Below are 26,888 nucleotides of genomic sequence, written 5' to 3'. Positions count from 1 at the left end.
GGTATGATCGGCGTTTACGTTGTCCCAGCCAAGATAGTGGAAGTCGCCCACCGATGCAAAACACCAAGCTCTTGCTAACCAGTTTCACCTTTGTGGGACTGCTCGCACTCGCCGGTTGTTCATTCCCCGGGGTTTACAAAATCGACATCCAGCAGGGCAATGTCGTCACGCAGGACATGATAGACCAGTTACGCCCGGGAATGACCCGTCGGCAAGTACGGTTTATCATGGGCAACCCTCTGCTGACTGACACGTTCCATGCCGATCGCTGGGATTACTTGTATAGCCTGCAACCAGGTGGTGGTGAACGCCAACAGGAACGCATTAGCGTTATCTTCAACCCTAATGACCAACTTGTCAGCCTTTCTGGTGATTTCATGCCAGGCGTGAGCCGGGACGAAGCCATTCTCGGCAAGGACAGCGGCACTGAAGTTGCTGCGCCAGCAGAAAACGTCGAGAAGCCAAAACCAGAAAAACCGGTCAAGCCAGGTTCGTTGCTGGATCAGATCCAGAAGGACGTCGACGGTGTAGAAACCGTTCCTGTCCCGACTCCAGAACCCCTGGAAACCTCGCCGCAATAATTTGCGACGCAATAAAAAACCCGGCGAGTCCGGGTTTTTTATTGTCCAGCATTTGAGCGAATCACTGATTCCGGGTTTTGGCCTCAGCAGCTTTGGCAGCACGCAACCGGCGAACCTCTTTCGGATCAGCCAGCAATGGCCGGTATATTTCGATGCGATCACCTGCCTGGACAGGATGATTGTCTGGATCTGCGACCACTTTGCCGAAGATCCCTACCGGGCAATCGGCCAGATCCAGCTCCGCAAACGCCTCGCCGACACCTGACATCAGCAAAGCCGCCCGCACGGTTGTTCCTGCCGGCACCGTCAGCGACAGGAGCACCTGACGATCAATGGCGGCATAGACCACCTCAACGTCGATCACAGTCTCAACCATGCATCTGTTTGGCACGCTGGCAGAAGGCATCCACCAGCGTATTGGCCGCCTGATTGAACAACGGCCCCAAGGTAGCGCGAACAATCGGCCCGGCGTAATCAAACGACAGGTCCAGGCTGATCTTGCAGGCCTTCTCCCCCAACGATTTGAACACCCAGACGCCATGCAACTGATTGAATGGTCCCTTTTCGAGGTTCATTTCGATCGAATGCCCGGGCACCAAGGTATTTCGAGTCACGAAATGCTGACTGAGACCACCCTTGGCTACGCCTACGCTGGCGCGCATATGCTCAGGAGAGCTTTCCAGCACTTCGGCCGTCGAGCACCACGGCAGGAATTCCGGATAATGCGCCACGTCGTTGACCAGGTCATACAGCGCTTGCGCCGGGTACGGCAGCAAGGCCGAACGTTGAATGTGTGTCGTCATGTCAGCGTCACTTCCACAGCTGGGCGGCAAACACTACAAGAATGCCGATGGGCGCCACATAGCGCATCAAGAACAGGGACAAGGCGAACAACGCAGGGTTGCGGATCGACAACTCGTCGCGTACCGCTTCACGGCCCATCACCCAGCCTGCAAACACCACGAAACACAAACCACCGAGTGGCAACATGATCCGCGAGGTGAAGAAATCGATCACACCAAAGAAATCCAGGCCTCCGGCCGCGCCCCACTGATAGAGGTGGAACAAATCGCCTTCGTTCACGAAAAATTTGGCTTCCTTCCAAATATTGAAGGAGAACACCGTGCCCAGACCGACGAACCAGCAGGTGAATGCCAGCCAGAAGGTGACCCACGCGCGGCTGACTTTCGTGCGCTCAACCAAGTAAGCCACCATCGGTTCGAGCAAGGAAATCGCCGAACTCCACGCGGCAATCGCTACTAGCACGAAGAACACTACGCCCATCAACTGTCCGAACGCTACGTTACCAAAGGCAAAGGGCAGGCTGACGAACATCAGGCCAGGGCCTTCGCTCGGGTTCAGGCCCGCGGCAAACACAATCGGAAACAATGCTAGACCCGCCACCAGGGAAACGAAGGTATCGAGCAGTGCCACGCCGACGATGGTGCCGGAAATCGATGAATTCTTTGGCATGTAGGCGCCGTAGATCATGATCGAACCGACGCCTACGCTCAGGGAAAAAAACGCGTGTCCCATGGCGGGCAGCAAGCCGTCGAGTACTTTTTCCGGGTGGAAGTCGAACATAAAATGCACGCCCTCCATGAAATGGCCGGTGGTCATGCTGTAGCCCAGCAGAACAATCACCATCACGAACAGCAGCGGCATCATGATCCGCAGGCTGCGCTCCAGGCCGGCGACCACGCCCTTGGCGATGACCACGGCCGACAGCAGCATGAAAATCGTGTGCCAAAGTGTCAGGCGCCATGGGTCGGAGATAACGTTGCCAAAGTACGCGCCGACCTGATCAGCCGTCACCCCCTGGAAGTCCCCACGGCCCATGTTGATGATGTAATCCAGCGACCAGCCGCCGACCACACTGTAGAAAGACAAGATCAGCAACGCCGTGATCATCCCGGCGAATGCGCCCCAGGACCATTTACCCGAATGCCCGGCTTCCAGCGCCAATACCTTCAGGGCGTTGGCCGGGCTCTGCCGGGCACGACGGCCGATCAGGGTTTCGGCCAGCATGACTGGCACGCCGATCAGCGCGATACAGGCCAGGAACATCAGCACGAAGGCGCCGCCGCCGTAGACGCCGACCATGTACGGGAATTTCCAAATGCTACCCAGGCCCACGGCCGAACCGGTCGCGGCGAGTATGAAGACCCAGCGGCTAGCCCAACTGCCGTGGACAGAAACCTTGTCTGTCGACATCGTTATCACGCCCAAGCGTTAAAAAAAGAGGGCGCATTGTCCGGGATTCAATCAACCTGCTCAAGCACGTAGCGACACCGTAGCCGACTTGCTTGCAACTCCCTATAATGCCGCCCCTATGGCTAAACAGAAGAAACACCCAACAGGGACCATCGCGCAGAATAAAAAGGCGCGACACGATTACTTCATCGAGCATAAGTTCGAGGCTGGTCTGGTCCTGGCCGGCTGGGAAGTAAAAAGTCTGCGGGCAAGCAAGCTACAACTGGTTGACAGTTACGTACTGCTCAAGGATGGCGAAGCCTGGCTGCTCGGCAGCCACATTACGCCCCTGATGACCGCCAGCACCCACGTCATCGCTGATCCGACCCGCACCCGAAAGTTGCTGCTCAACCGGCGCGAGCTGGAAAAGCTGGCCACCGCCGTGCAGCAAAAAGGTTACGCCTGCGTGTGCCTGTCCTGGTACTGGAGCAAGCACATGGTCAAGTGCGAGATCGCTCTAGGCAAGGGCAAGAAGGAATACGACAAGCGTGATACCGAACGCGAACGCGACGCCGGTCGCGAGTTGCAGCGTGCGGTGCGCAACAAGGGCAAGGAAGAGTAATCCTTCACCTTGATCATTCCCACGTCGAGGCGTCGAACCGTCCGCGTGGGAACGATCATCACCCAGACCTACATCCCCTTGCGCCGCTCCGCCCGGGCCATGCGCTGCACTTCCTGACGCACTTCTTCCAGCACTTCCTGCACGTACAAAATGTGTCGACTGGAGACTTCTCGCGCCTGTTCTGCCCTTCCTTCGATAATCGCCAGGTACAACTCACGATGCTGGGTGATGAGCATGTCGCGGGTTTCGGTGCGCTGCTTGTACATCCCGCCGATATTGGTCACCACGTTGCGCTTGAGCAGGTCGAACAACCCACGAATGGTGTGCAGCAACACCGCGTTGTGACTGGCTTCAGCAATCGCCAGATGGAATTTCGCATCCGCCGCGCCCTCTTCCGCACGGCTCACTTCATCATGACGCGTATAGCAGTCCTGCAATTCGTTGAAGGCCGCGGTCAACCGCTCGCGGTCAACGTCCGTAGCGCGCATGGCTGCGTAATAGGCGCAGGAGGCTTCCAGGGTGTGGCGAAATTCCAGTAGATCGCGCTGCGCTTCAGGATTGCTTTCCAACAGATGCAGCAGCGGATCACTGAAGGTTGACCCCAGCGACTCCACCACGTAATTGCCGCCACCCTGGCGACTGACCAGTAAGCCCTTGGCCGCCAGTTTCTGAATCGCTTCGCGCAACGACGGGCGTGACACGCCGAACTGCTCGGCCAACGCACGTTCGGCCGGCAAGCGCTCACCCGCCTTCAGCGTGCCCTCGAGGATCATCCCCTCGAGCTGCTCGACAATATCGTCAGACAAACGGCGCTGACGAATTTGATCAAACCCCATAATTCCATTCTCCACGATCCGACGACTCGCCGGGCTCTCTATTCTGGCCTATCAGCGCTATGCCAGCACCTACCAGACGGCATTTTGTCGAGCGGACCAGATGCCCTCTGCACCGCTTATTCGACAAAAGTTTTAGAACGTCAAATTGACATGCCGCCTACAAGGCTTTTACCCTAGCCAACAGTGATTGTAAATTGGTATTACCAATTATCCAAGAACACTGACCAGTGCCTGACCAACAACAATTAGGGGCCACCCCATATGCAAACCTGGCAACAGCTCTATTCCCCGCTCGGCAGTCTCGGCGTGTCCGCGCTCGCGGCCGTTATCCCCATCGTGTTTTTTTTCCTGGCATTGGCCGTGTTCCGGCTCAAGGGGCACGTGGCCGGCAGCATCACGCTGGCCTTGTCCATTGCTGTGGCGATCTTCGCCTTCCAGATGCCGGTCGACATGGCCTTCGCCGCCGCCGGCTATGGCTTCGCCTACGGTCTGTGGCCGATTGCCTGGATCATCGTGGCGGCGGTGTTCCTCTACAAACTGACGGTCAAGAGTGGTCAGTTCGAAGTGATCCGCAGCTCAGTGCTGTCGATCACCGACGACCAGCGCCTGCAAGTGCTGCTGATCGGCTTTTGCTTCGGTGCCTTCCTGGAAGGTGCAGCCGGCTTCGGTGCGCCGGTAGCGATTACCGCCGCACTGCTTGTAGGACTGGGCTTTAACCCGCTGTACGCCGCCGGCCTGTGCTTGATCGCCAACACCGCGCCGGTTGCCTTCGGCGCCTTGGGGATACCGATCATCGTCGCCGGGCAAGTGACCGGAATCGACGCCTTCAAGATCGGCGCCATGACCGGTCGCCAACTACCGCTGCTGTCGTTGTTCGTGCCGTTCTGGCTGGTGTTCATGATGGATGGCCTGCGCGGCGTGCGGGAAACCTGGCCGGCAGCACTGGTCGCCGGCCTGAGCTTTGCCGTCACCCAGTACTTCACCTCGAACTTCATCGGGCCGGAACTGCCGGACATCACCTCGGCCTTGGCCAGTCTGATCTCCCTGACGCTGTTCCTGAAAGTCTGGCAGCCAAAGCGCGCCGCAGGGCAACACATCGTCGGCGCCGTCTCGGCTTCCGTGGTCGGCGCCAGCGCCGGCGGTTTCGGCCAGCCGCGCAGCACCGTGGCTTCGCCCTACAGCCTTGGTGAAATTCTCAAAGCCTGGTCACCGTTCCTGATCCTCACCGTGCTGGTCACTATTTGGACCCTGAAACCCTTCAAGGCAATGTTTGCCGCTGGCGGGTCAATGTACAGCTGGGTGTTCAACTTCGCGATCCCGCATCTGGACCAAATGGTGATCAAGGTCGCACCGATCGTGGCCGCCCCGACCGCTATTCCGGCGGTGTTCAAACTCGACCCGATTTCCGCGACCGGCACGGCGATCTTCTTCTCCGCGCTGATCTCGATGCTGGTACTGAAGATCAATCTCAGAATTGGTCTGACCACTTTGAAAGAAACCTTCTACGAACTGCGCTGGCCGATTCTGTCCATCGGCATGGTGTTAGCGTTTGCCTTCGTCACCAACTTCTCGGGCATGTCGTCGACCATGGCCCTGGTGCTGGCAGGCACCGGCGCAGCGTTCCCGTTCTTCTCGCCGTTCCTCGGCTGGCTGGGCGTATTCCTGACCGGTTCCGATACATCGTCCAACGCGCTGTTCGGTTCGTTGCAAGCGACCACTGCGCATCAGATCGGTGTCAGCGACACCTTGCTGGTAGCGGCAAACACCAGCGGCGGCGTGACCGGCAAGATGATCTCGCCCCAATCGATCGCCGTGGCCTGCGCAGCGACTGGTCTGGTGGGCAAGGAATCGGATCTGTTCCGTTTCACCCTCAAGCACAGCCTGTTCTTTGCAACGATCGTCGGCCTGATCACCCTGGCTCAGGCCTATTGGTTCACCGGCATGCTGGTGCACTAAGACCTACAAGCAGCACGGAAAAAACCGACGCTGGACCACGATTCCGGCGTCAGCTATTCACACCCCGGTCTGTAAGGCTGCTGAAAGCTTCCCTCTCTATATTCAGCAGCCTCAACGGACGGATAACCGGCCGAGAGACACGCCTGATGAGCGAGCAATTTTATAACGCTGTGCCGAACGCGACCCGCGTCGCCCCGCCACTGCCCGAGCCTCGGCAATACCCCAGCAAAAAACCGTCACGGGTCTACCTGTTCGGAACCTGCGTGGTGGATTTGTTCTACCCGGAAGCCGGGATGGATGCGATTCATCTGCTGGAACGCGAAGGCATTCGTGTCGAGTACCCGCAAGGGCAAAGCTGCTGCGGGCAACCGGCCTACACCTCGGGTTACACCGAGCAGGCAAGGACCGTGGCGCGCTCGCAACTGGCGTTGTTTGGCGGGGATTATCCGGTGGTGGTGCCGTCAGGATCGTGTGCCGGCATGTTGCGCGAACACTATGCCGATTTGTTCAAGGATGAGCCGCAAACGCTGAAACAGGTTCAGGCTCTGGCCGCCCGGACCTACGAGTTGGCTGAGTTCCTGTTGTTTGTCTGCAAGGTGCAGCTCAAGGACAGCGGCACACCGGTAAAAGTGGCGCTGCACACCTCGTGTTCGGCACGTCGTGAGATGAACACCCATTTGCACGGCCGTGAGTTATTGGCGCAGCTGAGTAATGTGGAGCGAGTCGACCATAGCCATGAAAGTGAATGCTGTGGCTTCGGTGGGACTTTCAGCGTCCGTATGCCAGACATTTCCGGCGCGATGGTGGCTGACAAGACCCGGTCGTTGAAGGAATCCGGCGCGCACAAGGTACTGAGTGCCGACTGTGGCTGCCTGATGAACATCAACGGCTCGCTGGAGAAACAGAAGGAAGCGTTGCGCGGCCAACACTTGGCCAGTTTCCTTTGGCAGCGAACCGGAGGTGTTCTATGAACGCTTCCGCGATTATTCCTACGGTTGCCGTAGAAGAAGATTTTCGCACCCGGGCTCATAAGGCGTTGGGTGACAAGCAACTGCGAAATAACTTTCGCACGGCGATGGATTCGCTAATGACAAAACGGGCAGCGTCCTTCAGCGATGCCCACGAAAGAGAACATTTGCGAGCGCTGGGCAATGCTGTCCGCGCCCGTGCGTTATCCAAGTTGCCCGACCTGCTCGAGCAGCTTGAACAGAACCTGACCCGCAACGGTGTGACAGTGCACTGGGCGGAAACGGTGGACGAGGCCAATGGCATCGTCCTCTCGATCATCCGCGCTCACGAGGGGCGGCAAGTGATCAAGGGCAAATCGATGGTCAGCGAAGAGATGGAAATGAATCACTTCCTCGCTGAACAGGGCATTGAATGCCTGGAATCGGACATGGGCGAGTACATCGTCCAGCTCGACCACGAGAAGCCTTCACACATTATTATGCCGGCGATCCACAAGAATGCCGGTCAGGTCGCGTCCTTGTTCCACGACAAACTTGGCGTGGAATACACCAAGGACGTTGACCAACTCATTCAGATCGGTCGCAAAGTCTTGCGGCAGAAATTCTTCGAAGCGGACATCGGCGTCTCCGGCGTCAACTTCGCCGTGGCCGAAACCGGCACCTTGCTGCTGGTGGAAAACGAAGGCAACGGACGGATGACCACTACGGTGCCGCCAGTGCACATCGCCGTCACCGGCATCGAAAAAGTCGTGGAAAACCTGCGCGACGTGGTGCCGCTTTTGTCTCTGCTGACCCGCTCGGCACTCGGCCAGCCGATCACCACCTACGTCAACATGATCTCCGGCCCACGCAAGGAGCATGAACTCGACGGCCCTCAGGAAGTGCACCTGGTATTGCTCGACAACGGTCGTAGCCAAGCCTTCGCCGACAGCGAATTGCGTCAGACCCTGAACTGTATCCGCTGCGGCGCGTGTATGAACCATTGCCCGGTTTACACCCGAATCGGCGGCCACGCCTATGGGGAGGTTTACCCTGGGCCTATCGGAAAAATCGTCACCCCGCACATGGTCGGTCTGGCGAAAGTCCCGGACCACCCGAGCGCCTCGTCGTTGTGCGGCGCTTGCGGCGAAGTCTGTCCGGTAAAAATTCCAATCCCGGCACTGCTGCGTCGCCTGCGGGAGGAGAACGTCAAGGCTCCGGACAGTCCGCATCAAGTCATGCGCGGCCAAGGCAGCAAATATTCGCGCAAGGAACGCTTTATCTGGAATGCCTGGGCCAAGCTCAACAGCTCGCCAACGCTCTATCGCCTGTTCGGCTTCTTCGCCACTCGCCTGCGTGCCCTAGCACCGAGTAATGTTGGTCCTTGGACGCAAAACCACAGCGCACCGAAACCCGCTGCCCGCTCACTGCATGACATGGCCCGCGAGCATCTGGCCAAACAGGGAGAACGCTGATGAGCGCCAAGCAAAATATCCTCGCCAAGTTGCGCAAAAGTCTGACAGGCACCACACCGGTGCCTGACGAATTCGACGTCGAACTGGTAACAGCGCCGTACACCTACACCGCTGAGCAACGCATCCCGCAACTGCGCAAATTGATGGAAGCGGTGCACACCGAAATACATCTGACGTCCGACGAAGGCTGGCCAGAGTTACTGGCTCAGTTACTGCGGGATCGTACGATACCGAGCCTGTTGATCGCGCCGACCACAACTCACGGTCAACGTGTCACTCAGCATTGGGCGAAAAATCCTGACCTGCCCACGCTCAAAGCCTACGACCGACCGGTTGAAGAATGGAAAGCCGAGCTGTTCAACGACACCCCGGCGAGCCTGACCACCACCCTCGGTGCAATCGCCGCGACAGGTAGTCTGATTCTCTGGCCGACGCGGGAAGAACCGCGCCTGATGAGTCTGGTACCGCCGGTGCATTTCGCCCTGCTCAAGGCCAGTGAAATCCGCGACAACTTCTATCAGGTGCAGCAGGAATTCGAGTGGGCCCAAGGCCTGCCGACCAACGCCTTGCTGGTGTCCGGCCCGTCGAAAACCGCTGACATCGAGCAAGTCCTGGCTTACGGCGCGCACGGTCCGAAAGACCTGGTGGTTCTGATCCTGGAGGACCAATGAGTCTACCGGCAGCTTTTCTGCGAGATGCGCAGCAACTGATTCCCCAAGAGCGACGTTTCGACGATCCGCTTTCGACCCTGGCCTTCGGCACCGACGCCAGTTTCTACCGGCTGATTCCGAAACTGGTGATCCGTGTCGAGTCGGAAGATGAAGTGGTGGCGCTGCTGAAACTGGCGCAACGGGATCAAGTCCCGGTAACGTTCCGCGCCGCTGGCACCAGCCTGTCCGGCCAGGCCATCAGCGATTCGGTATTGATCGTCCTCGGGGATAACTGGAACGGTCGCGAGATTCGCGGGCAAGGCACACAAATTCGTCTGCAACCGGGCGTGATCGGCGCACAGGCCAACGCATGGCTGGCACCCTTTGGACGCAAGATCGGTCCCGATCCGGCCTCGATAAACGCCTGCAAAATCGGCGGCATCGTCGCCAACAATGCCAGCGGCATGTGCTGCGGCACGGCGCAAAACACTTATCACACGTTGGCGGGCATTCGTCTGGTGCTGGCCGACGGCAGCCGTCTCGATACCGAAGATGCGGCGAGTATTGCCGCGTTTCGTGAGAGCCACGCTTCGCTGCTTGAACGTCTGGCGTGCCTGGGCCGTGAGACCCGCGCCAATGCCGAACTGGCAGCAAAAATTCGCCACAAATACCGTCTGAAAAATACCACCGGCCTGTCACTCAATGCCCTGGTGGATTTCGACGAACCTGTGGATATCTTGAGCCACTTGCTGGTGGGCTCCGAAGGCACCCTCGGGTTCATCAGCGCGGTGACTTACGACACGGTGATCGATCACCCGAACAAGGCCTCGGCGCTGATCGTGTTTGCGGACGTGGAAACCTGCTGCAACGCCGTCACCGTGCTGAAAAGCCAACCGGTGTCGGCCGTGGAACTGTTGGACCGGCGCAGTCTGCGTTCGGTGCAGGACAAACCCGGCATGCCGGCTTTCGTACAGCATCTGTCGAACAATGCCTGCGCCTTGCTGATCGAATCCCGCGCCGCATCGACCACTTTACTGCGTGAACAACTGGCGCAAATCATGGCGTCCCTGTCCTCGTTCCCGGTGGAGAAACAAGTCGATTTCACCGAAGACCCGGTGGAAAACGCCCGCCTCTGGGCGATCCGCAAGGACACCTTCCCCGCCGTCGGCGCCGTGCGTAAAACCGGCACCACGGTGATCATCGAAGACGTGACCTTTCCAGTGGAACAACTGGCCATCGGCGTGAATCGGCTGATCGAGTTGTTCGACAAACATCACTACGACGAAGCGATCCTTTTCGGACACGCCCTGGAAGGCAATCTGCACTTCGTCTTCACCCAAGGCTTCAACAACCCGGAAGAAGTCGCACGCTATCAGGCGTTCATGGACGACGTCGCGCAGTTGGTGGCGGTGGAGTTTGGTGGTTCGCTGAAGGCTGAACACGGCACCGGTCGCAACATGGCGCCCTTTGTCGAACTGGAATGGGGCAGCGATGCCTACCGGTTGATGTGGCAGCTCAAACGCCTGCTCGACCCGAACGGCATTCTCAACCCGGACGTGGTGCTCAGCGAGGATCCGCAGATCCATCTCAAACACCTGAAACCGTTGCCGGCCGCCGACGAGATTGTGGATAAGTGCATCGAGTGCGGGTTCTGCGAACCGGTTTGCCCGTCGAAAGGCCTGACCCTGAGCCCGCGCCAGCGCATCGTGATCTGGCGTGATATTCAGGCGAAGAAACGTGCAGGTGTGGACACCACCGAGCTCGAAGCCGCTTACGAATACCAAGGCATCGAAACCTGCGCCGCCACCGGCCTCTGTGCGCAGCGTTGCCCCGTAGGCATCAACACCGGCGAGCTGGTGAAAAAGCTCCGCGGCCAGAAGGCAACTCATACGAAAACCGCCCATTGGCTGGAAGGTAATTTCGCCACTGCGCTGCAAGGTGCACGTTTCACCCTGCACGTGGCCAACGGCGCGCGGATGCTGTTGGGGGCGCCACGATTGGCAAAGCTTTCGGCAACGTTGACGCGTTTATCCAAAGGTCAGGTCCCGCAATGGACCAACGCCATGCCGCAACCGGAAAAAGCCATTCGCTTCAGCCCGACCGTGTCGGACGAACGCCCTCGCGTGGTGTACCTGGCCGCCTGCGTGTCGCGGGCAATGGGCCCGGCGGCGGGTGATAAAGAGCAAATGTCGCTGTACGACAAAACCCGTGGGCTGCTGGAAAAGGCCGGTTACCAAGTGGTCTTCCCGGACAATCTGGACAACCTTTGCTGTGGTCAGCCGTTCTCCTCCAAGGGCTATGCCGAACAGGCCGAACACAAACGCCAGGAACTGATCGGCGCGTTGCTGCACGCCAGTCGCGGCGGGCTCGACCCGATCTACTGCGACACCAGCCCGTGTACGTTACGGCTGGTTCAAGACCTGGGTGAAGTGCGACTGGACTTGTACGACCCTGTGCGTTTCATTCGTACGCATTTGATGGATCGACTGGATTTCACGCCGCAGGAAGCGTCAATCGCGGTGCACGTCACCTGTAGCACCCAGCATTTGGGCGAGAGCCAGGCGTTGATAGATCTGGCGCGCAAGTGCAGTAAAAACGTGGTCATTCCCGAAGGTATTCACTGCTGTGGTTTTGCCGGAGACAAGGGTTTCACAACACCGGAGTTGAACGCTCATTCTTTAAGGACGTTGAAGGATGCGGTGCAACAGTGCAGCGAGGGGATTTCCACCAGCCGCACCTGTGAGATCGGTCTGACGCAACACGGTGGAATTGACTATCACGGGCTGGTCTATCTGGTGGATCGGGTCACCCAAGCCAAGTTGGCCTGACGCATTTTCACCCGCGAAAAGGGGCCGTCGCGCCCCTTTTTAGGGCACCCCTCAGCCGTCGAGCAAGTTTTTCATAGCCTTTCAAGAAAAAACCGAATTCCTGCGCAACGCCGTAGTCATTTAATTAGGCCTCAACGAACGTGGCTTATTAAGACTCGGCCGAGCCGCCAGCTCATACGGCAACACCGAGACCATCAGTTCAAGGAGATACCCATGAAACGTACCGCTCTTGCTGGTTTGTTTATTTCTGTTGCAATGCTGGCCTCTCCCGTTTTCGCAGCCGACACCAACCTGTGCACAGTGAAGCTTCAGGAGCTGAAGAACAAAGTCACTACGCTCCCGGCGACGTCCGAAAACACCACGATGGATATCAAGCGCATGCAGGCGGATGCCGAAATGGCGCAAAAGGCCGGTGATGACGATAAATGCGTCACTTCAGCCACTCAAGCGTTGTCCCGTGTGGACAAACTGGGCAGCGAGCCAGCCAAGTAAACCGGGCGGGCCAACCTTCGGGTTGGCCTTCTCTGCCACGTTGGCGTACACTGCGCAGGCTTGTTGCTCACTTTGATTCACAGAGCAACAGGCTCGGGGCCGTTTAGGATTCGACGCCGGTTGCGAAACTTTAGGTGCATGCCGAGTTGGTAACAGAACTCGTAAATCCACTGTTGCAACTTTCTATAGTTGCCAATGACGAAACCTACGGGGAATACGCTCTCGCTGCGTAAGCAGCCTTAGCCCTTCCCTCCTGGTACCTTCGGGTCCAGCAATCATCAGGGGATGTCTGTAAACCCAAAGTGATTGTCATATAGAACAGAATCGCCGTGCAGTACGTTGTGGACGAAGCGGCTAAAACTTACACAACTCGCCCAAAGCACCCTGCCCGTCGGGTCGCTGAGGGTTAACTTAATAGACACGGCTACGCATGTAGTACCGACAGCGGAGTACTGGCGGACGGGGGTTCAAATCCCCCCGGCTCCACCAATTGAGATACCAACGAAGCCCGCCCAGTGCGGGTTTCGCTGCATCTGGGGTTCGACAATCAATGCCCCTCCGCCCCCCCCTTTCAAGTCTAAACATACAAGCGGGCTTGTCCGCGAAGAGACCAGCCCTACCAATGCAAAAATACCCAGCGGCCACAGAGCCACTGTCGCCACATGGTTGGGCGGCGCATTTGCAAGTTTCGGCGGTCTAACGAAACGAGCATCGGAAGTCGATGCTGCACCCTCCAATAAAAAAGGCACCTGACGAGACTATCGCAGGTGCCTTTTTTTCGCCCTCACGGTCAATGTCCAAACACTTCGGATGAAGACACGAAGCCCTTCTACACTCATCTCTGAAACATCCGAAAAACACCCACCAAACGAGCCCCCATGACCACCCTCAAAGACCGTTTGAAGCAAGGCAAGGACGCTCGCAAGAACTGCTCCCGCAGTTCGCAGGCGTCCATGGGGAAGATAAATCGTGACCCGCTGCCGCTGATCAAATCGTCCAGTGAAGGCCGAATAAAGTCGCTGGTCGAGTTGCGTTACGGGCGCATGTTGGAGTCGCCGTTCACCTTCTATCGCGGCAACGCGCTGCTGCAGGCTCACGATCTGGCCGGAACATCCAGCATGGGCCTGGTTTCGCCAATCTGCGGCGACAGTCACCTGATGAACTTCGGCGGTTTCGCAACGCCGGAACGCAATCTGCTGTTCAGCGTCGCCGATTTCGACGAAGCCCATCCCGGGCCTTGGGAGTGGGACTTGAAACGGCTGGTGGCAAGTTTCGTGGTGGCAGCGCGCGATCTGCGCCATAGCGACACGGTCGAAGAAACGGTCTGCCGCCAGGTGGTCGGCGCCTACCAACAGACCATGCTCGAGTGCGCCGAACAAAGCACCCTGGAAACCTGGTACGAATCCATCAGTTACAACGACCTGCGCCAGCAAGCGAGCAAAACGACCCTGGAGCATTTAGAGCGAGCTATCGAGAAAGCAGAACAGCGCACTCACGCCGAGTTGCTGCCGAAAATCAGTGAACGTGACGCACATAGCCGATTGATCATTCGCGATGATCTGCCGGAAATTTTCCATTTACACAAAAACACTACGCTGCTGGATGCCGACGACGACTGGCTGCGCCTGTCGGACTGGCGACCGCTTTACGACGCGTTCATGCGCGACTATCCCGGCACGCTGCAAGCCGACCGTCGCGAGCTGTTGTCGCGTTTTCATGCCCACGACATGGCGTTCAAAGTGGTCGGTGTGGGCAGTGTCGGCACTCGTTGCCTGGTCGCGCTGCTGACCGATGACCAGGAAAACCCGCTGTTCCTGCAATTCAAGGAGGCACGTCGCTCGGTGCTTGCCGGTTACGTGAAGACCAAGTCCCGTGTGCGGCATAACGGTCAGCGCGTGGTCGATGGACAGCGGCTGATGCAAGCGGCCAGTGACCTGTTTCTCGGCTGGACCACCGGCCCCAGCGGTCGACACTTCTATGTGCGTCAGTTGCGCGACATGAAAGTCTCGGCTGAACTCGAGACGTTCGACGCGGACACCTTCGCCGCCTACGGACGCGTTTGTGGCCGCGCTCTGGCCCGCGCCCATGCCAAATCGTCCGGGCACGCCGCGCAGATCAGCGGCTACATCGGCAAGGGCGATGCGCTGGCCGACGCGCTATTCAAGTACGCGCAGAGCTACACCGCGCAGAATGAGCGCGACTTCGAACAATTCCAGCAGGCCTGCCGCAAGGGCCGTTTGCGGGCGCGCTCGGAAGCGGACTTTGCGGCTGATCATTTGCCTTAGGCGTGTTTCAGAGCGTGAAGCGGCGGACTCATCGAAATGAATTTTCTTCACCCCACAACCTCTCACCAGCGGGTACATTGCGCTCGCTCATTCAAAAAACTACGGTTTGCCCGCCCTCCCGCGGGCTTTTTTTTGCCTGTTGCTTTTTTTCATCGGGGTTCAGGCCCTCCCGCAATCCTCTGACGCAAATCACTCGCAACGACCCCATAGGGTGTACCATCTAGCTCTGTCCATCAGATATCAGTTAGCCATGTCAACGCTAAGCGAAGAGAGCCGCCAGATCGTAGCTTCTCTGGCGCACCGTGTTGGCCCCAACGCTGACATCGCAATGATCGCCCAGGCGATCATTTCAACCTTGCGGGATATGGATGTAGCCCTCACGCCCATCATCGGCCACCAAGGGGTTGCAGCGCTTTATCGCCGCAGCCTCCACCTGTGCGCCTCCACTCATCCGCGTCTGGCGCGCACCTATGACAGAGTGCCATCCGGCATGGATTTGACTGCCCTCAAGTCCGTAATCGTTGAGCAAAGCGACGCCGATGCGCTGTTTTTCGGTGAAGTGTTACTGACTACCTTTTACGAGCTGCTGACCACGCTCATCGGGCCCTCGCTCACCGAACGTTTGCTTCGTGACATGTGGGAACCTTCTTTGAGCGACACCCCTTCGCAGGAAATTTCGCCATGAGCACCAAAGTGACTATCAACCGTCTGGCCACCGGCGTGCCAGGACTGGACGAGGTGCTGGGCGGTGGATTGCCGGAGTTTTCGTTCAACCTGATCGCCGGCCCGCCTGGCTGTGGCAAAACCACCCTGGCGCATCAGATGATGTTCGCTCTGGCGACACCTGAGCGCCCGGCGCTGTTCTTTACCGTACTGGGTGAGCCACCGCTGAAGATGCTGCGTTATCAGCAGCAATTCGATTTTTTCGACAGCGAAGCGATCAACCAGTCGATCCGCTACATCAACCTGGCTGACGACACCCTCGCCGGGAATCTGGACGAAGTGCTGCGGCGCATCGTCAACGAGGTGGAGGCTCACTCTCCGTCACTGGTGTTTGTCGACTCGTTCCGTTCGGTGGTGCTGGCCAGCCAGACCCAGGACAACCCCAACAACAACCTGCCGCAGTTCGTTCAGCAATTGGGCATGTTAATGACTTCCTGGCAGGCGACGACCTTCCTGATTGGCGAATATTTCACCGAAACCGACACCAACCCGATTTTCACCGTGGCCGACGGCCTGATCTGGCTGCGCCAGAGCGTTCAGAGCAACTCCATGGTGCGCAAGATGGAAATCATGAAGATGCGCGGCCAGCCGACGCTGCCAGGGCTGCACACCTTCCGCATCTCGACGTCGGGGATCAAGGTCTTTGCGCCTGCGGCACTCAACCCGGTTGAAGCTCCGCCGGAGTTCCCGATCAGACGCCTGAAAATGGGCGTGCCACAGCTCGACGAGATGCTTGGCGGCGGCCTGCCCCGTGGTTATTCCTTGCTGGTGGCCGGGCCGTCGGGCTCGGGTAAAAGCATTCTGGCGGGGACCTTCCTCGCCGAGGGCGCGCGCAATGGTGAAACCGGTGTGATCGCGGTGTTTGAACAACGGCCTAATCACTCCCAGAACGCCACCCTTTCGGGCCTGATCGAGAGCGGACAGGTCGGCCTGGTGGACAGCCGCGCCCCGGACCTGTCCATCGACGAAATCGTGCATTTACTGTTGAGCGAAATCACCCGATTGAAAGCGACCCGCGTGGTCATCGATTCGCTGTCAGGTTTTGAACTGGCGCTCGCGCCGACCTTCCGCAAAGACTATCGCGAGTCGCTGTCGCGCATGGTCACTGCGTTGACGAGTGCCGGGGTCAGCGTGTTGATGACCTCAGAGCTGGAAGACCGCTACACCGACCTGCGCTTCAGCCCTTACGGCACGGCATTTCTCACCGACGCAATCATCGTTCAGCGCTACATTGAAGTGCAGAGCCGTTTGCTGCGCATCATGGCCGTGGTCAAGGTGCGGGCCAGCGCCCACTCCGATGAGTTGCGCCAGTACCACATCGACAATAACGGTTTGCATATCGGCGAGATGTTACCGGAGCAGGAAGGTTTGCTCGGGGGTCGGCCAACCCAACGGTCCCTTGGAAACGACAATGCGTGAGTCAAGGTCATGAGCACGGCCGATAGCAAGAACGAAGAAGCGAAGGCCACTGCCGCTCGCGAACTTTTCCTGCTCGGCCAGAAAACTGTTGAGGCACGGGCGGTGCTGGCGGCGCTGCAAAAAGAATTGAGCGAAGCCAATACCCGGCTGGTCGATAGCCAGCAGGTCGAGCAACTGATCGAGGCCAATCAGCAATTGGTGCTGGCGATTTTGCTGGCGCAGTCCGATGCAGAAAAACCAAAACGCACGCAAGATGAACAACGGCTGTTCCTGGAGATGCGTGAAGCCAACGCGCAGTTGGTGATCGCTGCCCTGAGCGCGCAAGACCTGCAAGCCTCAGCCGAACATACCCTGGAACAACAACGCAACATCCTCACCCTGGTGGCCCACGAATTACGCAACCCGCTGACGCCCATCAGCATGATCGCCGGGCGCATGGTGCGCGTGCCCAGTGAAGAATTGCCGCGCATGCAGGCACTGATCGAAAACCAGGTGCAACACATGTCGCGACTGGTGGACGATTTGCTCGACGTCTCCCGCGCCAGCACCGGCAAGTTGCGCCTCGATTGCCAAATCGTGGACATGGTGCAGATCATCCATCAGACCATCGACGTGTGCAGCCCGGTGATGACCGCTCACCATTTGCACTTCACCGCTGAATTGCCCGAGTGCGCGTTGGCGGTGGAGGGTGACCCGGTACGCCTCACGCAGATTCTCGGAAACCTGCTGGGCAACGCGGCCAAATACACGCAATCGGGCGGCAATGTCACGCTGTCGGTGAGCGCTGAAGCCGACGTGCTGCAGATGCGCATTTGCGATGACGGCATCGGTATTTCCGCTAAGGCGCTGCCGTTTATCTTCGAGCCGTTTGTGCAGGATGCTCACGCGATCGGCTTCAACGGTGCAGGCCTTGGCATTGGCCTGACGGTGGTTCGCGAGCTGGTCGAAGCCCATGGCGGCACGGTCATCGGCATGAGCGACGGTGACGGCAAGGGCAGTACCTTTATCGTGACGTTACCGCTGGCGATTTGAGTTTTTCCGCAGGCCACGTAATGCTTGCGCGACGATCCCCCGCGAACCGGAGCGCCCTATGCCGCTGCTGTCCCTGCCCTGTAAACGCTTGACGCTGGCGGTGCTCGACCCTGAACAGGCGACGCTGGAAAGCGACTTCTACCGGCGCAACCAGAGGCATCTCGCCCGGTGGTCGCCGATTCGCCCCGCCGATTACCACAGCCCTGAACACATCCGCCCGCGCCTTGAGGTGCAAGCCAGTGCTTTCCAGGCCGGCCTGGCCGTGCATTTCGCGCTGCTGGATCCGGACAACGGCCAGATGATCGGCGCCTGCAACTTCAGCAGCATCACTCGCGGAGCGTTTCAGGCCTGCTATCTCGGTTACCACATCGACGAATCTCATCAGGGCCAGGGCTTGATGCAGGAAGCACTGGAAGCGGGAATCGGCTACATGTTCGATGAGCAGAAACTGCACCGGATCATGGCTAATTACATCCCTGGCAATGAACGCAGTGCGCAGTTGCTGGAGCGTCTGGGATTTGAACGTGAAGGCTACGCCAAGGCCTACCTGAGTATCGCCGGGCGCTGGCAGGATCACGTGTTGACGGCGTTGATCAATGATCGCTTTGAAGCACCGGAACAGCGCTGGTCCAGACGTCTCTCGTAATACATCGTCTGCTCAAGCTTCCCGTTCCCTTGTTTGGACTTCATGAGTTTCTGAGCGGTTCAGCGATGAGTCGCGCAGCCGTGCAGCCTGTTGGAGCACCGGTTGCTCCAGCCGCGCTCGCCCATAGAACGCCAGCGCCGTCAGCAAACACGCGAGCCACACGAAGATTCCGGCCCAGAAGGTGTGGGACATGTAATGCCAGCCTTGCAGAACCCGCGTCGTGCCGTAGACGAACCCGAGCAGCAGCGAGCCGTACATGACCGCTTTGGAGTAGCGCCAGCGGTAGCGGCGCGCCACGAAGTACAACGCCAGCAGGGTGAAGCCGCCCGAGGCATGCCCGCCCGGCCAGCAGCGCCCATCACCTGCGACTTTCAGTAGATCGAAATTCTGATACCACTCCTTATGCTCGATTTTCCCCGCGTACTGGGTCGTTTCGATCGGGCAGTACACGCTGGTGTGCCCCTTGAGGTAGTGGATGACGCCGGTACTGATGGAAAACGCGAACACCACGTAAAGGAAGTCCCGACGGTGCTTGCTGGCGAACCGAAGCACCGGCGCGACGTTGATTTTTTCCAGGAACGCGATGATTTTCGAATGCTTTTCGGCCTTCAGACGCGGCCAGAGAAACGACAGCAACGCGCCGACGATCGCTAGCTCCCCGGTCCAGTTCGGGATGATTCGCGCCCATTTATGGGTGATCTTTTCGAACAGCTGGACATGATCCAGCGGAAACGTCTGCGTGACCGGGTCATAAAAAAGATCGTTGAAAGCAATGTCGATTTTGGTCAGGTCGAACAACAGGAAAACCAAGACCGCACAGGCCAGCGGAATGCCAAAGTTCACCCAGTAAAAGTGGTAACGGGAAGAAGTCAGCATCGTGCGTCCAGATCCAGAGAGTGAATTCATTCGGTGGTCACCGAGCGCCAGTCAGAAGCTTCGATAAACCCAAGCATGCGCGGCGCTTGAGGTCTTTCAGCCGAAATGAACAAGGAGGCGCCATAACCCAAAGTGGAGGCCGGCAACTTGAGGTCTTTCTCCAGTTGCGACATGCATTCGCTATGGGTCACCAGAATCAGGTTTCGCCCGGCAACCTTGTGCGCCAGAGCGTCACGCAGCATGGTGCCTTTGCAATTGATCAGCCATTCTTCACCGACCCCAATCTTGTTGAACATGTAACCGGCCGTTTGCGCCGTACGGATGATCGGGCTGTTGTAGATATCGGCGTGGCTCAGCCCGAGCTGTTCAAAATTCGCCCCGACCTCCACGGCCACGCTGCGAGAGCGATCGGTAATGCCATCGTTACCGTTCAGGCAGGCTGCGCTGGAGTGATCGCAGCGTTCGACGTGACGCACCAGCACGATCACATTGCCCTTGACCCAACCGGCCGCCAACGCCCGGGCGCCGGCCACATTGCCGTGGGCCAGGTCCGGTACAGCGGCCGGATGCAAAAGCCAAACCGTCAGAGGAATCACCAACAGCGCCGAGGCGAGCACGACAGCCGCATTGCGATAGCGGGCAAAACGGCTCAGATCAATCGAGCGTTTTATCCCGAACACACTCAGTCTCAATTCCACATCAAGCCGCCTCGCTGGCATGCATCACGTTCATTCGATGCCACGAGGGTAGAGAGGCTGACGTCGACGACCGGTGAAACTCATGTGAAAAAAAGCTTAAGGCCCACACAAAGGCCTTGTTACACATCAGTCCTGCAAAAACCATTCAGCTCTCGCAATGGCTGCCGATACAGGTCTGCTACTCACCTTGCTGGCGACCAAAAACAACAATCCTCCAGCCAACCGACGATCAAGAAGCACAACGTTCCTGGAGGACTTTTGATGAATAGCTGGTTCGGCAACATCAGCGTGAACATGAAGCTGGGTCTGGGGTTCGGCCTGGTCCTGGCACTGACCTGCGTCCTCGCCCTGACCGGCTGGACGAGCCTGGGCGGGTTGATTGACCGCAGCAACTGGATGAGCGACATCACCCAGCTCAACGCCGGCCTGACCAAGCTGCGCGTGGTTCGCCTGCAATACATGCTGACCAACGGCGACGAAACCGCAGCGCAGAACGTTCAGACCACGCTCGACGCGTTTTCCGCTCAGCAACAAGCGCTGCAGGTGAAATTCAAGAGCCCGGAAAACCTCAAGTTGCTCAAAGAGCAAGGCGCCGTCATCGATGCCTACAAGACGTCCCTGAACAAAATGCGCAGCGCGTACCGCACCGGTAACAGTGCTCGCGACGCCATGGGCGCCAACGCCGACACCGCCAACACGCTGATCAACGCCATCAACACCCGCGTTCAGCAAATGCCTCTGAGCGACCAACGCTTCGAACAATTCCAGGCCATCACGGCGGCCAAGGAAGCCTTCTTGCTGGCCCGCTACGAAGTGCGCGGCTACACCGCCACCACCAACGCCGAGACCGAGCAAAAAGCTGTCGGCCAACTGGACGTGGCCATCGCCAGCGTGAAACCCCTCAACGTGCATTTCGCCGACACTCAGCAAGACGCCCTGCGTCAGCTGGACACCGCGCTGACCAACTACCGCAGCGCGTTGCAGGCTTATAAAGCGGCGAACACCGATGCGGTGCAGGCGCGCAAGGAAATGACCGAACAGGGCGCCACCATCGTGACCCTGAGCGATCAGCTGTATCAAATTCAGGTCGACCGCCGTGACGCCGAAAGCGCCCAGGCCCGCACCCTGCAACTGATCAGCACACTGCTGGCGTTGCTGGTGGGCATCATTGCTGCCGTGATCATCACCCGTCAGATCACCGGCCCATTGCGCGACACGCTCGCGGTAGTTGAACGCATTGCCAGCGGCGACCTGTCCCAAGACGTCAAAGTGACTCGCCGTGACGAACTCGGTGTGTTGCAACAAGGCATCGCCCGCATGGGCGTGACCCTGCGCGACTTGATCAGCGGCATCCGCGACGGTGTCACCCAGATCGCCAGCGCTGCCGAAGAACTGTCGGCCGTGACCGAGCAAACCAGCGCCGGCGTTAACAGCCAGAAGATCGAAACCGATCAGGTGGCCACCGCCATGCACGAGATGACCGCCACCGTGCAGGAAGTCGCGCGCAACGCCGAAGAAGCTTCCCAAGCGGCCGCCGCCGCTGATGGTGAAGCCCGTGAAGGCGACAAAGTGGTCAATGAAGCCATCGCCCAAATCGAACGTCTGGCCACTGAAGTGGCGCGTTCCACCGAAGCCATGAGCGTGCTGCAACAGGAAAGCGACAAGATCGGCAGCGTCATGGACGTGATCAAGGCCGTGGCCGAACAGACCAACCTGCTGGCGCTCAACGCCGCCATCGAAGCAGCCCGTGCCGGTGAAGCCGGTCGTGGTTTTGCCGTGGTTGCCGACGAAGTCCGTGGCCTGGCCCAGCGCACGCAAAAATCCACCGAAGAAATCGAAGGCCTGGTGGCCGGTCTGCAGAACGGCACTCAACAAGTGTCGGCCGTGATGAACAACAGCCGCGCCCTGACCGACAGCAGCGTCGCGCTGACCCGCAAGGCCGGTGTGTCATTGGAAAACATCACCCGCACGGTGTCCAACATCCAGGCGATGAACCAGCAGATCGCCGCCGCCGCCGAGCAGCAAAGCGCCGTGGCCGAAGAGATCAGCCGCAGCATCATCAACGTGCGCGACGTGTCCGAACAGACCGCCGCCGCCAGCGACGAAACCGCCGCATCGAGTGTTGAACTGGCGCGGTTGGGTAATCAGTTGCAGATGATGGTGAGTCACTTTCGGGTCTGACATTCACTTTGCGGTGAATGAAAGAACCATTCGCGAGCAAGCCCGCTCCCACATTTGACCAAGTTGCCCGAGCGGACGCGGTTTAATGTGGGAGCGGGCTTGCTCGCGAAAGCTATCTAAAAAACAACCGAGAACTTCGGTTTCACCCCTCTCTCAAACACTAATCGCATTGGTAAACACCAACCGGTTCCCGAACGGGTCGGTCACGGTCATGTCCTGGCTGCCCCACGGCATGGCCTGGATCTGTGGGCGGGCGAACGGATATTCCTTGGCCAGCAGTTGCTGCAGGAATACCTCAAGTTCATCGGTCTCGATCCGCAACGCCGAGCCCGGCGTGCTGTCGCCGTGGTGCTCTGACAAGTGCAGCACGCATTCGCCGCGGGAAACTTGCAGGTACAACGGAAAGTTGGGCTCGAAACGATGCTGCCAGTCGATCTTGAAACCCAGGAAGTCGACGTAGAACTCCACGGCCTTGATTTCATCGAAAATCCGCAGGATCGGGGTGGTTTTGCCGAAGCTCATGGAGTTGCTCCCAGACTGATAAGGCCCAGAGTGTAGCTGGGCAAGATGTCAGCGCTTCGGCTTGGCGATGGCTTTCTTTAGTCTCAATGTGCCATCACTGTGACACAGCACTCGGAATGTTTACTGGAATCCGTCACGCAAATCCCCTTGCCGTGCCAGAAACCGCCCTTCCCTTCTTCCATTTGCCTGGCCTTCGCTGTAACTCAAGACACCGTTGACCCACACCCCGTCAATCCCTTCTGCCGCCCGTTGTGGATCATTGAAGTCCGCCACATCGCGTATCGTCACAGGATTGAACAACACCAGATCCGCCCAATGTCCTTCACGGATTTCGCCACGTTCCTTCAAGCCAAATCGCGCCGCCGACAACCCGGTCATCTTGTGCACGGCGGTGTGCAGCGGAAACAGCCCTACATCGCGACTGAAATGTCCGAGCACGCGTGGGAATGCACCCCACAAGCGTGGATGCGGAAACGGGTCTTCCGGCAATCCGTCAGAGCCCACCATCGACAGCGGATGCGCGAGGATTCTTCGTACATCCGCCTCATCCATCCCGTAATACACCGCGCCGGCCGGGTGCAGACGTCGAGCGGCATCAAGTAGCGGCACGCCCCACTCGGCGGCGATGTCCATCAGGTCACGGCCGCCCACTTCAGGGTGCGGCGTTGACCAAGTGATGGTGATGCGATGAGCGTCGGTGACTTGCTTGAGGTCCAGCGTCGATGAACTCGCCGCGTAGGGATAACAATCGCAGCCCACCGGGTGGGTTTTCGCGGCCTCTTCAAGCGAGGCCAATAGTTGAGGGCTACGCCCCCAGTTACCGGCGCCGGCGCATTTGAGGTGGGAAATGATCACGGGCGATTTTGCATGACGGCCGATCTGGAACGCCTCATCCATGGCCTCCAGCACCGGCTCGAATTCGCTGCGCAAATGGGTGGTGTAGACCGCGCCGAAGGCGGCCAACTCTTTGGTCAGTTGCATCACTTCATCGGTGGAGGCAGAGAAGGCGTTGGCATAGGCAAGCCCCGTGGACAGGCCCAACGCACCGGCCTCAAGGCTTTCACGCAGTTGCTCGCGCATCGCGGTGATTTCATCCGCAGTGGCAGTGCGAAACAGATCGTCGAGGTGGTTGCTACGCAGCGCCGTGTGGCCGACCAGTGCGGCCACGTTCAGCGTGGTGTTTGCCGCTTCGACGGCTGCGCGATAGTCGCTGAACCTTGGATAAACGAACGCAGCTGCGGTGCCGAGCAGGTTCATCGGGTCGGGAGGATCGCCGCGCAAACTCACCGGCGAAGCGCTGATCCCGCAGTTGCCGACGATCACGGTGGTCACGCCCTGGCTGAGCTTGGGCAGCATCTGCGGCTGACGGATCACCACGGTATCGTCGTGGGTGTGCACGTCGATGAAACCTGGCGCCAACACGCGGCCGGCGGCGTCGATTTCTTCGGCGGCGTTGGCATCGTGCAAGTCGCCGATGCGCTCGATGCGACCGTTCAGAATCGCCACGTCGGCGGGATAACCGGGCGCGTTGCTGCCGTCGATAATCAGGGCGTTGCGAATCAGCGTGTCGTACATCATGTCAGTCTCCCAGCGGCAAGTGATCGTCGCCGCCGCGGTAATCGTCCAGGGCGAGTTTGATCCGCCGCAGACGCTCTTGATTGTCTTCAGGATTGGCCAGCGCCAGCTCGGTGGCAAGCACGTCGATGGCCAGCAACATGCCGTAGCGTGCCGCCGTGGGTTTGTAGATAAAGGAGGTTTCGACGCCTTGCAGCGGCAGCAGCACATCAGCCAATTGCGCCAGCGGGGAGTCTGCCCGGGTGATGGCGAGAATTCGTGCGCCGTAACTGCGCGCCAGCTCGACGGCCTCGAGCAGTTCGGGCGTGATGCCGGTCAGCGAGCAGGCAATGACTGCGCGTTCGGCATCGAGGCTGGCGGCGGTAACGCGCATCATCACCGGGTCGTGGCACACCGCAATCGGGTAGCCGAAACGCACCAGCCGCACTTGCAGTTCATCACTGCACAAGGTCGAGCAACCGCCCATGCCGAAGGCGTGAATCATCCGCGCCTTGCCCAGCAATTTCACCGCGTCGGCGAAACGCGACTCATCGAACGCCGACAGATGCTGGCGCAGGGTCGATTCGATATCGCCAACGATCTGCCCATAAAACGCCGACTGCTCGGGTGTGCCCGCCGGGTCGAGGAACCGACTGCCGACACCGCTGGCCTGGGCCAGTTGCAGCCGCAGATCGCGCAAGTCGCGGCAGCCGACGGTGCGAGCAAAACGCGAGAGTGTGGCAGTGCTGACTTCCGCTCTCAGCGCCAGTTCATCAAGGCTGGCGGCGGAGGCAAATCCTACGTCGTCGAGCATCAGCCGAGCGATGCGTCCTTCGCCCGCGCTGAAGGAATCCTGACGGGCGCGGATCTGGTAGAGGATGTCCATGGCAGGCGGCTCCGGCTAAAGCAGATAAGAAAGACCCACGGTCAGACCGAAGGCGACCACCGAGATAATGGTCTCGAGCACCGTCCAGGTCTTGAAGGTCTGGGCGACGGTCATGTTGAAGTATTCCTTGATCAACCAGAAGCCGCCGTCATTGACGTGGGAAAAGATAACCGACCCCGCGCCCGTCGCCAGCACCAACAGCTCTGGATGCGGATAACCCAGACCAATGGCCACCGGCGCGACGATGCCCGACGCGGTGGTCATGGCCACCGTGGCAGAACCGGTGGCGATGCGCATCAGCGCAGCGAACAGCCAACCCATCAACAGCGGTGACAGGTGGAACACCTGGGCTAGGCTGACGATCTGGTCCGTGACGCCAGCGTCCACCAGAATCCGGTTCAAGCCACCGCCCGCGCCCACCAGCAAAGTGATGCTGGCGGTCGGTGCCAGACATTCGTTGGTGAACTTAAGGATCGATTCACGGTTGAAGCCTTGGGCCAGACCAAGCGTCCAGAAGCTCAGCAAGGTCGCCAGCAGCAAGGCGATCACCGAATTGCCGATGAACAACAGAAATTGATTGAAACCGCTGCCCGGCGTGGAAATCAGATTGGCCCAGCCGCCGATCAGCATCAGCACCACCGGCAGCAGAATGGTCGCCATGGTGATGCCGAAACCCGGCAGGCTGTCACGCGGTTCACGCTCGAGGAACTGACGCTCCAGCGGGTTATCTTCCGGCAGTTGAATGCGCGGCACGATGAACTTGGCGTACAAGGGACCGGCGATGATCGCAGTCGGAATCCCGATCAGGATCGCGTAGAGCAGGGTTTGCCCCACCGAGGCCTGATAAGCCTGCACCGCCAGCATCGCCGCCGGGTGCGGTGGCACCAGGGCGTGGACCACCGAGAGCCCGGCAACCATTGGCAAACCGACCATCAGAATCGAAACACCCACGCGCCGCGCCACGGTAAACGCGATCGGCACCAGCAGTACAAAACCGACCTCGAAGAACAACGGCAGTCCGACAAGAAAAGCGATGCAGACCATCGCCCAGTGGGCATTTTTCTCACCGAAGCGATCGATCAACGTACGCGCCATCTGCTCGGCACCGCCGGACTCGGCCATCATCTTGCCGAGCATCGTACCCAGCGCGACCACCAGCGCGATATGGCCCAGCGTCTTGCCGACTCCCGCCTCGTACGCCCCCACCACGCCCGACGGTGGCATCCCGGCCAGCAGCGCCAGGCCGATAGACACCAAGGTGATAACAATGAACGGATTTAGCCGGTAACGGGCGATCAGAACGATCAGCGCGATGATGGCGATGGCGGCGTAAACCAGCAGCCAATAGCCGAAGGAAGGTGTCATGCGGTACTCCTCGAAAGGGTCACGTCGAATGGATTGTGAAACTCATAAAACATTTCGAGGCGTGATTTTCAAACGAGGTGAAACTAATTTTCGTGGAGGGATAAGGGTTGTCGCTTAGGGA

Annotated in this window: 24 protein-coding genes, 1 other RNA gene and 1 pseudogene; 16 read left to right on the top strand and 10 right to left on the bottom strand. The window is 59.0% G+C overall.

Features of this window, described 5'->3' with window-relative positions:
- Positions 1 to 53: 53 nt before the first annotated feature.
- Positions 54 to 581 carry an outer membrane protein assembly factor BamE gene (locus ACYZTU_RS04915; RefSeq protein WP_461968442.1) on the top strand — a complete coding sequence of 176 codons (528 nt, stop codon included), beginning with the start codon at positions 54 to 56 and terminating at the stop codon, positions 579 to 581.
- A gap of 61 nt (positions 582 to 642) precedes the next feature.
- Here ACYZTU_RS04915 and ACYZTU_RS04910 read toward each other — a convergent pair whose 3' ends face one another.
- Genes ACYZTU_RS04910 through ACYZTU_RS04900 form a run of 3 tightly spaced genes read right to left on the bottom strand, consistent with a single transcriptional unit; the run spans position 643 to position 2,795 of the window.
- Complete coding sequence (locus ACYZTU_RS04910; protein ID WP_461968440.1) at positions 643 to 957, bottom strand: RnfH family protein; 315 nt, start codon at positions 955 to 957, stop codon at positions 643 to 645.
- A complete protein-coding gene (locus tag ACYZTU_RS04905; RefSeq protein ID WP_461968438.1) occupies positions 950 to 1,384 on the bottom strand; it encodes a type II toxin-antitoxin system RatA family toxin in 435 nt (144 codons plus the stop codon). Before ACYZTU_RS04905 ends, ACYZTU_RS04910 begins: the two co-directional genes overlap by 8 nt.
- A 7-nt stretch (positions 1,385 to 1,391) precedes the next feature.
- The gene (locus tag ACYZTU_RS04900) at positions 1,392 to 2,795 is read right to left on the bottom strand and encodes a sodium-dependent transporter (RefSeq protein WP_461968436.1); all 1,404 of its coding nucleotides are present in this window, start codon (positions 2,793 to 2,795) and stop codon (positions 1,392 to 1,394) included.
- 118 nt (positions 2,796 to 2,913) lie between these two features.
- Between ACYZTU_RS04900 and smpB the strand changes: the two genes are divergently transcribed.
- The gene (smpB, locus tag ACYZTU_RS04895; protein WP_076028704.1) at positions 2,914 to 3,396 is read left to right on the top strand and encodes an SsrA-binding protein SmpB; all 483 of its coding nucleotides are present in this window, start codon (positions 2,914 to 2,916) and stop codon (positions 3,394 to 3,396) included.
- A gap of 68 nt (positions 3,397 to 3,464) precedes the next feature.
- Here the strand turns inward: smpB and ACYZTU_RS04890 are convergent, their stop codons facing one another.
- Positions 3,465 to 4,232, bottom strand: coding sequence for a GntR family transcriptional regulator (locus ACYZTU_RS04890; RefSeq protein ID WP_008149047.1), 768 nt, complete (start codon positions 4,230 to 4,232; stop codon positions 3,465 to 3,467).
- Between the two features lie 261 nt (positions 4,233 to 4,493).
- On the opposite strand from ACYZTU_RS04890, the gene ACYZTU_RS04885 reads away from it, so the two are divergent.
- The 12 genes from ACYZTU_RS04885 (at position 4,494) to rimJ (ending at position 18,685) form a co-directional block, all read left to right on the top strand.
- On the top strand, positions 4,494 to 6,188 hold the full coding sequence (locus ACYZTU_RS04885; protein WP_449643150.1) for a lactate permease LctP family transporter: 1,695 nt from the start codon (positions 4,494 to 4,496) through the stop codon (positions 6,186 to 6,188).
- Positions 6,189 to 6,334: 146 nt separating this feature from the next.
- Positions 6,335 to 7,159, top strand: a complete 825-nt coding sequence (locus ACYZTU_RS04880; protein WP_461968435.1) for a (Fe-S)-binding protein — start codon at positions 6,335 to 6,337, stop codon at positions 7,157 to 7,159.
- Positions 7,156 to 8,610 carry a LutB/LldF family L-lactate oxidation iron-sulfur protein gene (locus tag ACYZTU_RS04875; protein WP_461968433.1) on the top strand — a complete coding sequence of 485 codons (1,455 nt, stop codon included), beginning with the start codon at positions 7,156 to 7,158 and terminating at the stop codon, positions 8,608 to 8,610. The genes ACYZTU_RS04880 and ACYZTU_RS04875 overlap by 4 nt, the downstream gene beginning before the upstream one ends.
- On the top strand, positions 8,610 to 9,281 hold the full coding sequence (locus tag ACYZTU_RS04870; RefSeq protein ID WP_461968432.1) for a LutC/YkgG family protein: 672 nt from the start codon (positions 8,610 to 8,612) through the stop codon (positions 9,279 to 9,281). The genes ACYZTU_RS04875 and ACYZTU_RS04870 overlap by 1 nt, the downstream gene beginning before the upstream one ends.
- On the top strand, positions 9,278 to 12,088 hold the full coding sequence (locus tag ACYZTU_RS04865; RefSeq protein WP_461968430.1) for an FAD-binding and (Fe-S)-binding domain-containing protein: 2,811 nt from the start codon (positions 9,278 to 9,280) through the stop codon (positions 12,086 to 12,088). The genes ACYZTU_RS04870 and ACYZTU_RS04865 overlap by 4 nt, the downstream gene beginning before the upstream one ends.
- Positions 12,089 to 12,301: 213 nt before the next feature.
- Positions 12,302 to 12,580 carry a hypothetical protein gene (locus ACYZTU_RS04860; protein WP_461968428.1) on the top strand — a complete coding sequence of 93 codons (279 nt, stop codon included), beginning with the start codon at positions 12,302 to 12,304 and terminating at the stop codon, positions 12,578 to 12,580.
- A 95-nt stretch (positions 12,581 to 12,675) separates the two neighbouring features.
- Positions 12,676 to 13,069: a transfer-messenger RNA gene (ssrA, locus tag ACYZTU_RS04855) on the top strand.
- Positions 13,070 to 13,458: 389 nt separating this feature from the next.
- A complete protein-coding gene (locus ACYZTU_RS04850; protein ID WP_461968426.1) occupies positions 13,459 to 14,865 on the top strand; it encodes a DUF2252 domain-containing protein in 1,407 nt (468 codons plus the stop codon).
- A gap of 250 nt (positions 14,866 to 15,115) precedes the next feature.
- A complete protein-coding gene (locus ACYZTU_RS04845) occupies positions 15,116 to 15,550 on the top strand; it encodes a hypothetical protein (protein WP_461968424.1) in 435 nt (144 codons plus the stop codon).
- Positions 15,547 to 17,007 (top strand): ATPase domain-containing protein, encoded by a 1,461-nt coding sequence (locus tag ACYZTU_RS04840; RefSeq protein ID WP_461968422.1) that lies wholly within the window; start codon positions 15,547 to 15,549, stop codon positions 17,005 to 17,007. The genes ACYZTU_RS04845 and ACYZTU_RS04840 overlap by 4 nt, the downstream gene beginning before the upstream one ends.
- 9 nt (positions 17,008 to 17,016) lie before the next feature.
- A complete protein-coding gene (locus ACYZTU_RS04835) occupies positions 17,017 to 18,039 on the top strand; it encodes a sensor histidine kinase (RefSeq protein ID WP_461968420.1) in 1,023 nt (340 codons plus the stop codon).
- Between the two features lie 58 nt (positions 18,040 to 18,097).
- Positions 18,098 to 18,685, top strand: a complete 588-nt coding sequence (rimJ, locus tag ACYZTU_RS04830; RefSeq protein ID WP_461968418.1) for a ribosomal protein S5-alanine N-acetyltransferase — start codon at positions 18,098 to 18,100, stop codon at positions 18,683 to 18,685.
- A gap of 12 nt (positions 18,686 to 18,697) precedes the next feature.
- Here rimJ and ACYZTU_RS04825 read toward each other — a convergent pair whose 3' ends face one another.
- Both ACYZTU_RS04825 and pmrG read right to left on the bottom strand, forming a co-directional pair.
- Positions 18,698 to 19,561, bottom strand: a complete 864-nt coding sequence (locus tag ACYZTU_RS04825; protein WP_461968416.1) for a phosphatase PAP2 family protein — start codon at positions 19,559 to 19,561, stop codon at positions 18,698 to 18,700.
- 26 nt (positions 19,562 to 19,587) lie between these two features.
- Entirely contained in the window at positions 19,588 to 20,259 is a 672-nt protein-coding gene (gene pmrG, locus ACYZTU_RS04820; RefSeq protein WP_461968414.1) for a lipopolysaccharide core heptose(II)-phosphate phosphatase PmrG, read from the bottom strand.
- 261 nt (positions 20,260 to 20,520) lie between these two features.
- Here pmrG and ACYZTU_RS04815 point away from each other — a divergent pair.
- A pseudogene (locus ACYZTU_RS04815) lies at positions 20,521 to 21,534 on the top strand (methyl-accepting chemotaxis protein); the annotation flags it as partial.
- A gap of 42 nt (positions 21,535 to 21,576) precedes the next feature.
- Entirely contained in the window at positions 21,577 to 22,440 is an 864-nt protein-coding gene (locus tag ACYZTU_RS04810; RefSeq protein ID WP_449643238.1) for a methyl-accepting chemotaxis protein, read from the top strand.
- Positions 22,441 to 22,593: 153 nt separating this feature from the next.
- On the opposite strand, the gene ACYZTU_RS04805 is transcribed toward ACYZTU_RS04810, so the two are convergent.
- From ACYZTU_RS04805 to ACYZTU_RS04790, 4 genes are all read right to left on the bottom strand, one after another.
- Entirely contained in the window at positions 22,594 to 22,962 is a 369-nt protein-coding gene (locus ACYZTU_RS04805) for a glyoxalase superfamily protein (protein WP_461968412.1), read from the bottom strand.
- A gap of 120 nt (positions 22,963 to 23,082) precedes the next feature.
- Positions 23,083 to 24,540 carry an N-acyl-D-amino-acid deacylase family protein gene (locus ACYZTU_RS04800; protein ID WP_461968410.1) on the bottom strand — a complete coding sequence of 486 codons (1,458 nt, stop codon included), beginning with the start codon at positions 24,538 to 24,540 and terminating at the stop codon, positions 23,083 to 23,085.
- 1 nt (position 24,541) lies between these two features.
- Positions 24,542 to 25,402, bottom strand: coding sequence for a MurR/RpiR family transcriptional regulator (locus ACYZTU_RS04795; protein WP_008149080.1), 861 nt, complete (start codon positions 25,400 to 25,402; stop codon positions 24,542 to 24,544).
- 15 nt (positions 25,403 to 25,417) lie between these two features.
- Entirely contained in the window at positions 25,418 to 26,767 is a 1,350-nt protein-coding gene (locus ACYZTU_RS04790) for a GntP family permease (protein WP_111450494.1), read from the bottom strand.
- Positions 26,768 to 26,888: the final 121 nt, after the last annotated feature.

It is taken from the genome of Pseudomonas sp. HLT2-19-2 (assembly GCF_054898005.1).
The sequence above is the reverse complement of the archived record's forward strand: the minus strand, read 5'-3'. Positions and strand labels throughout refer to the sequence as shown.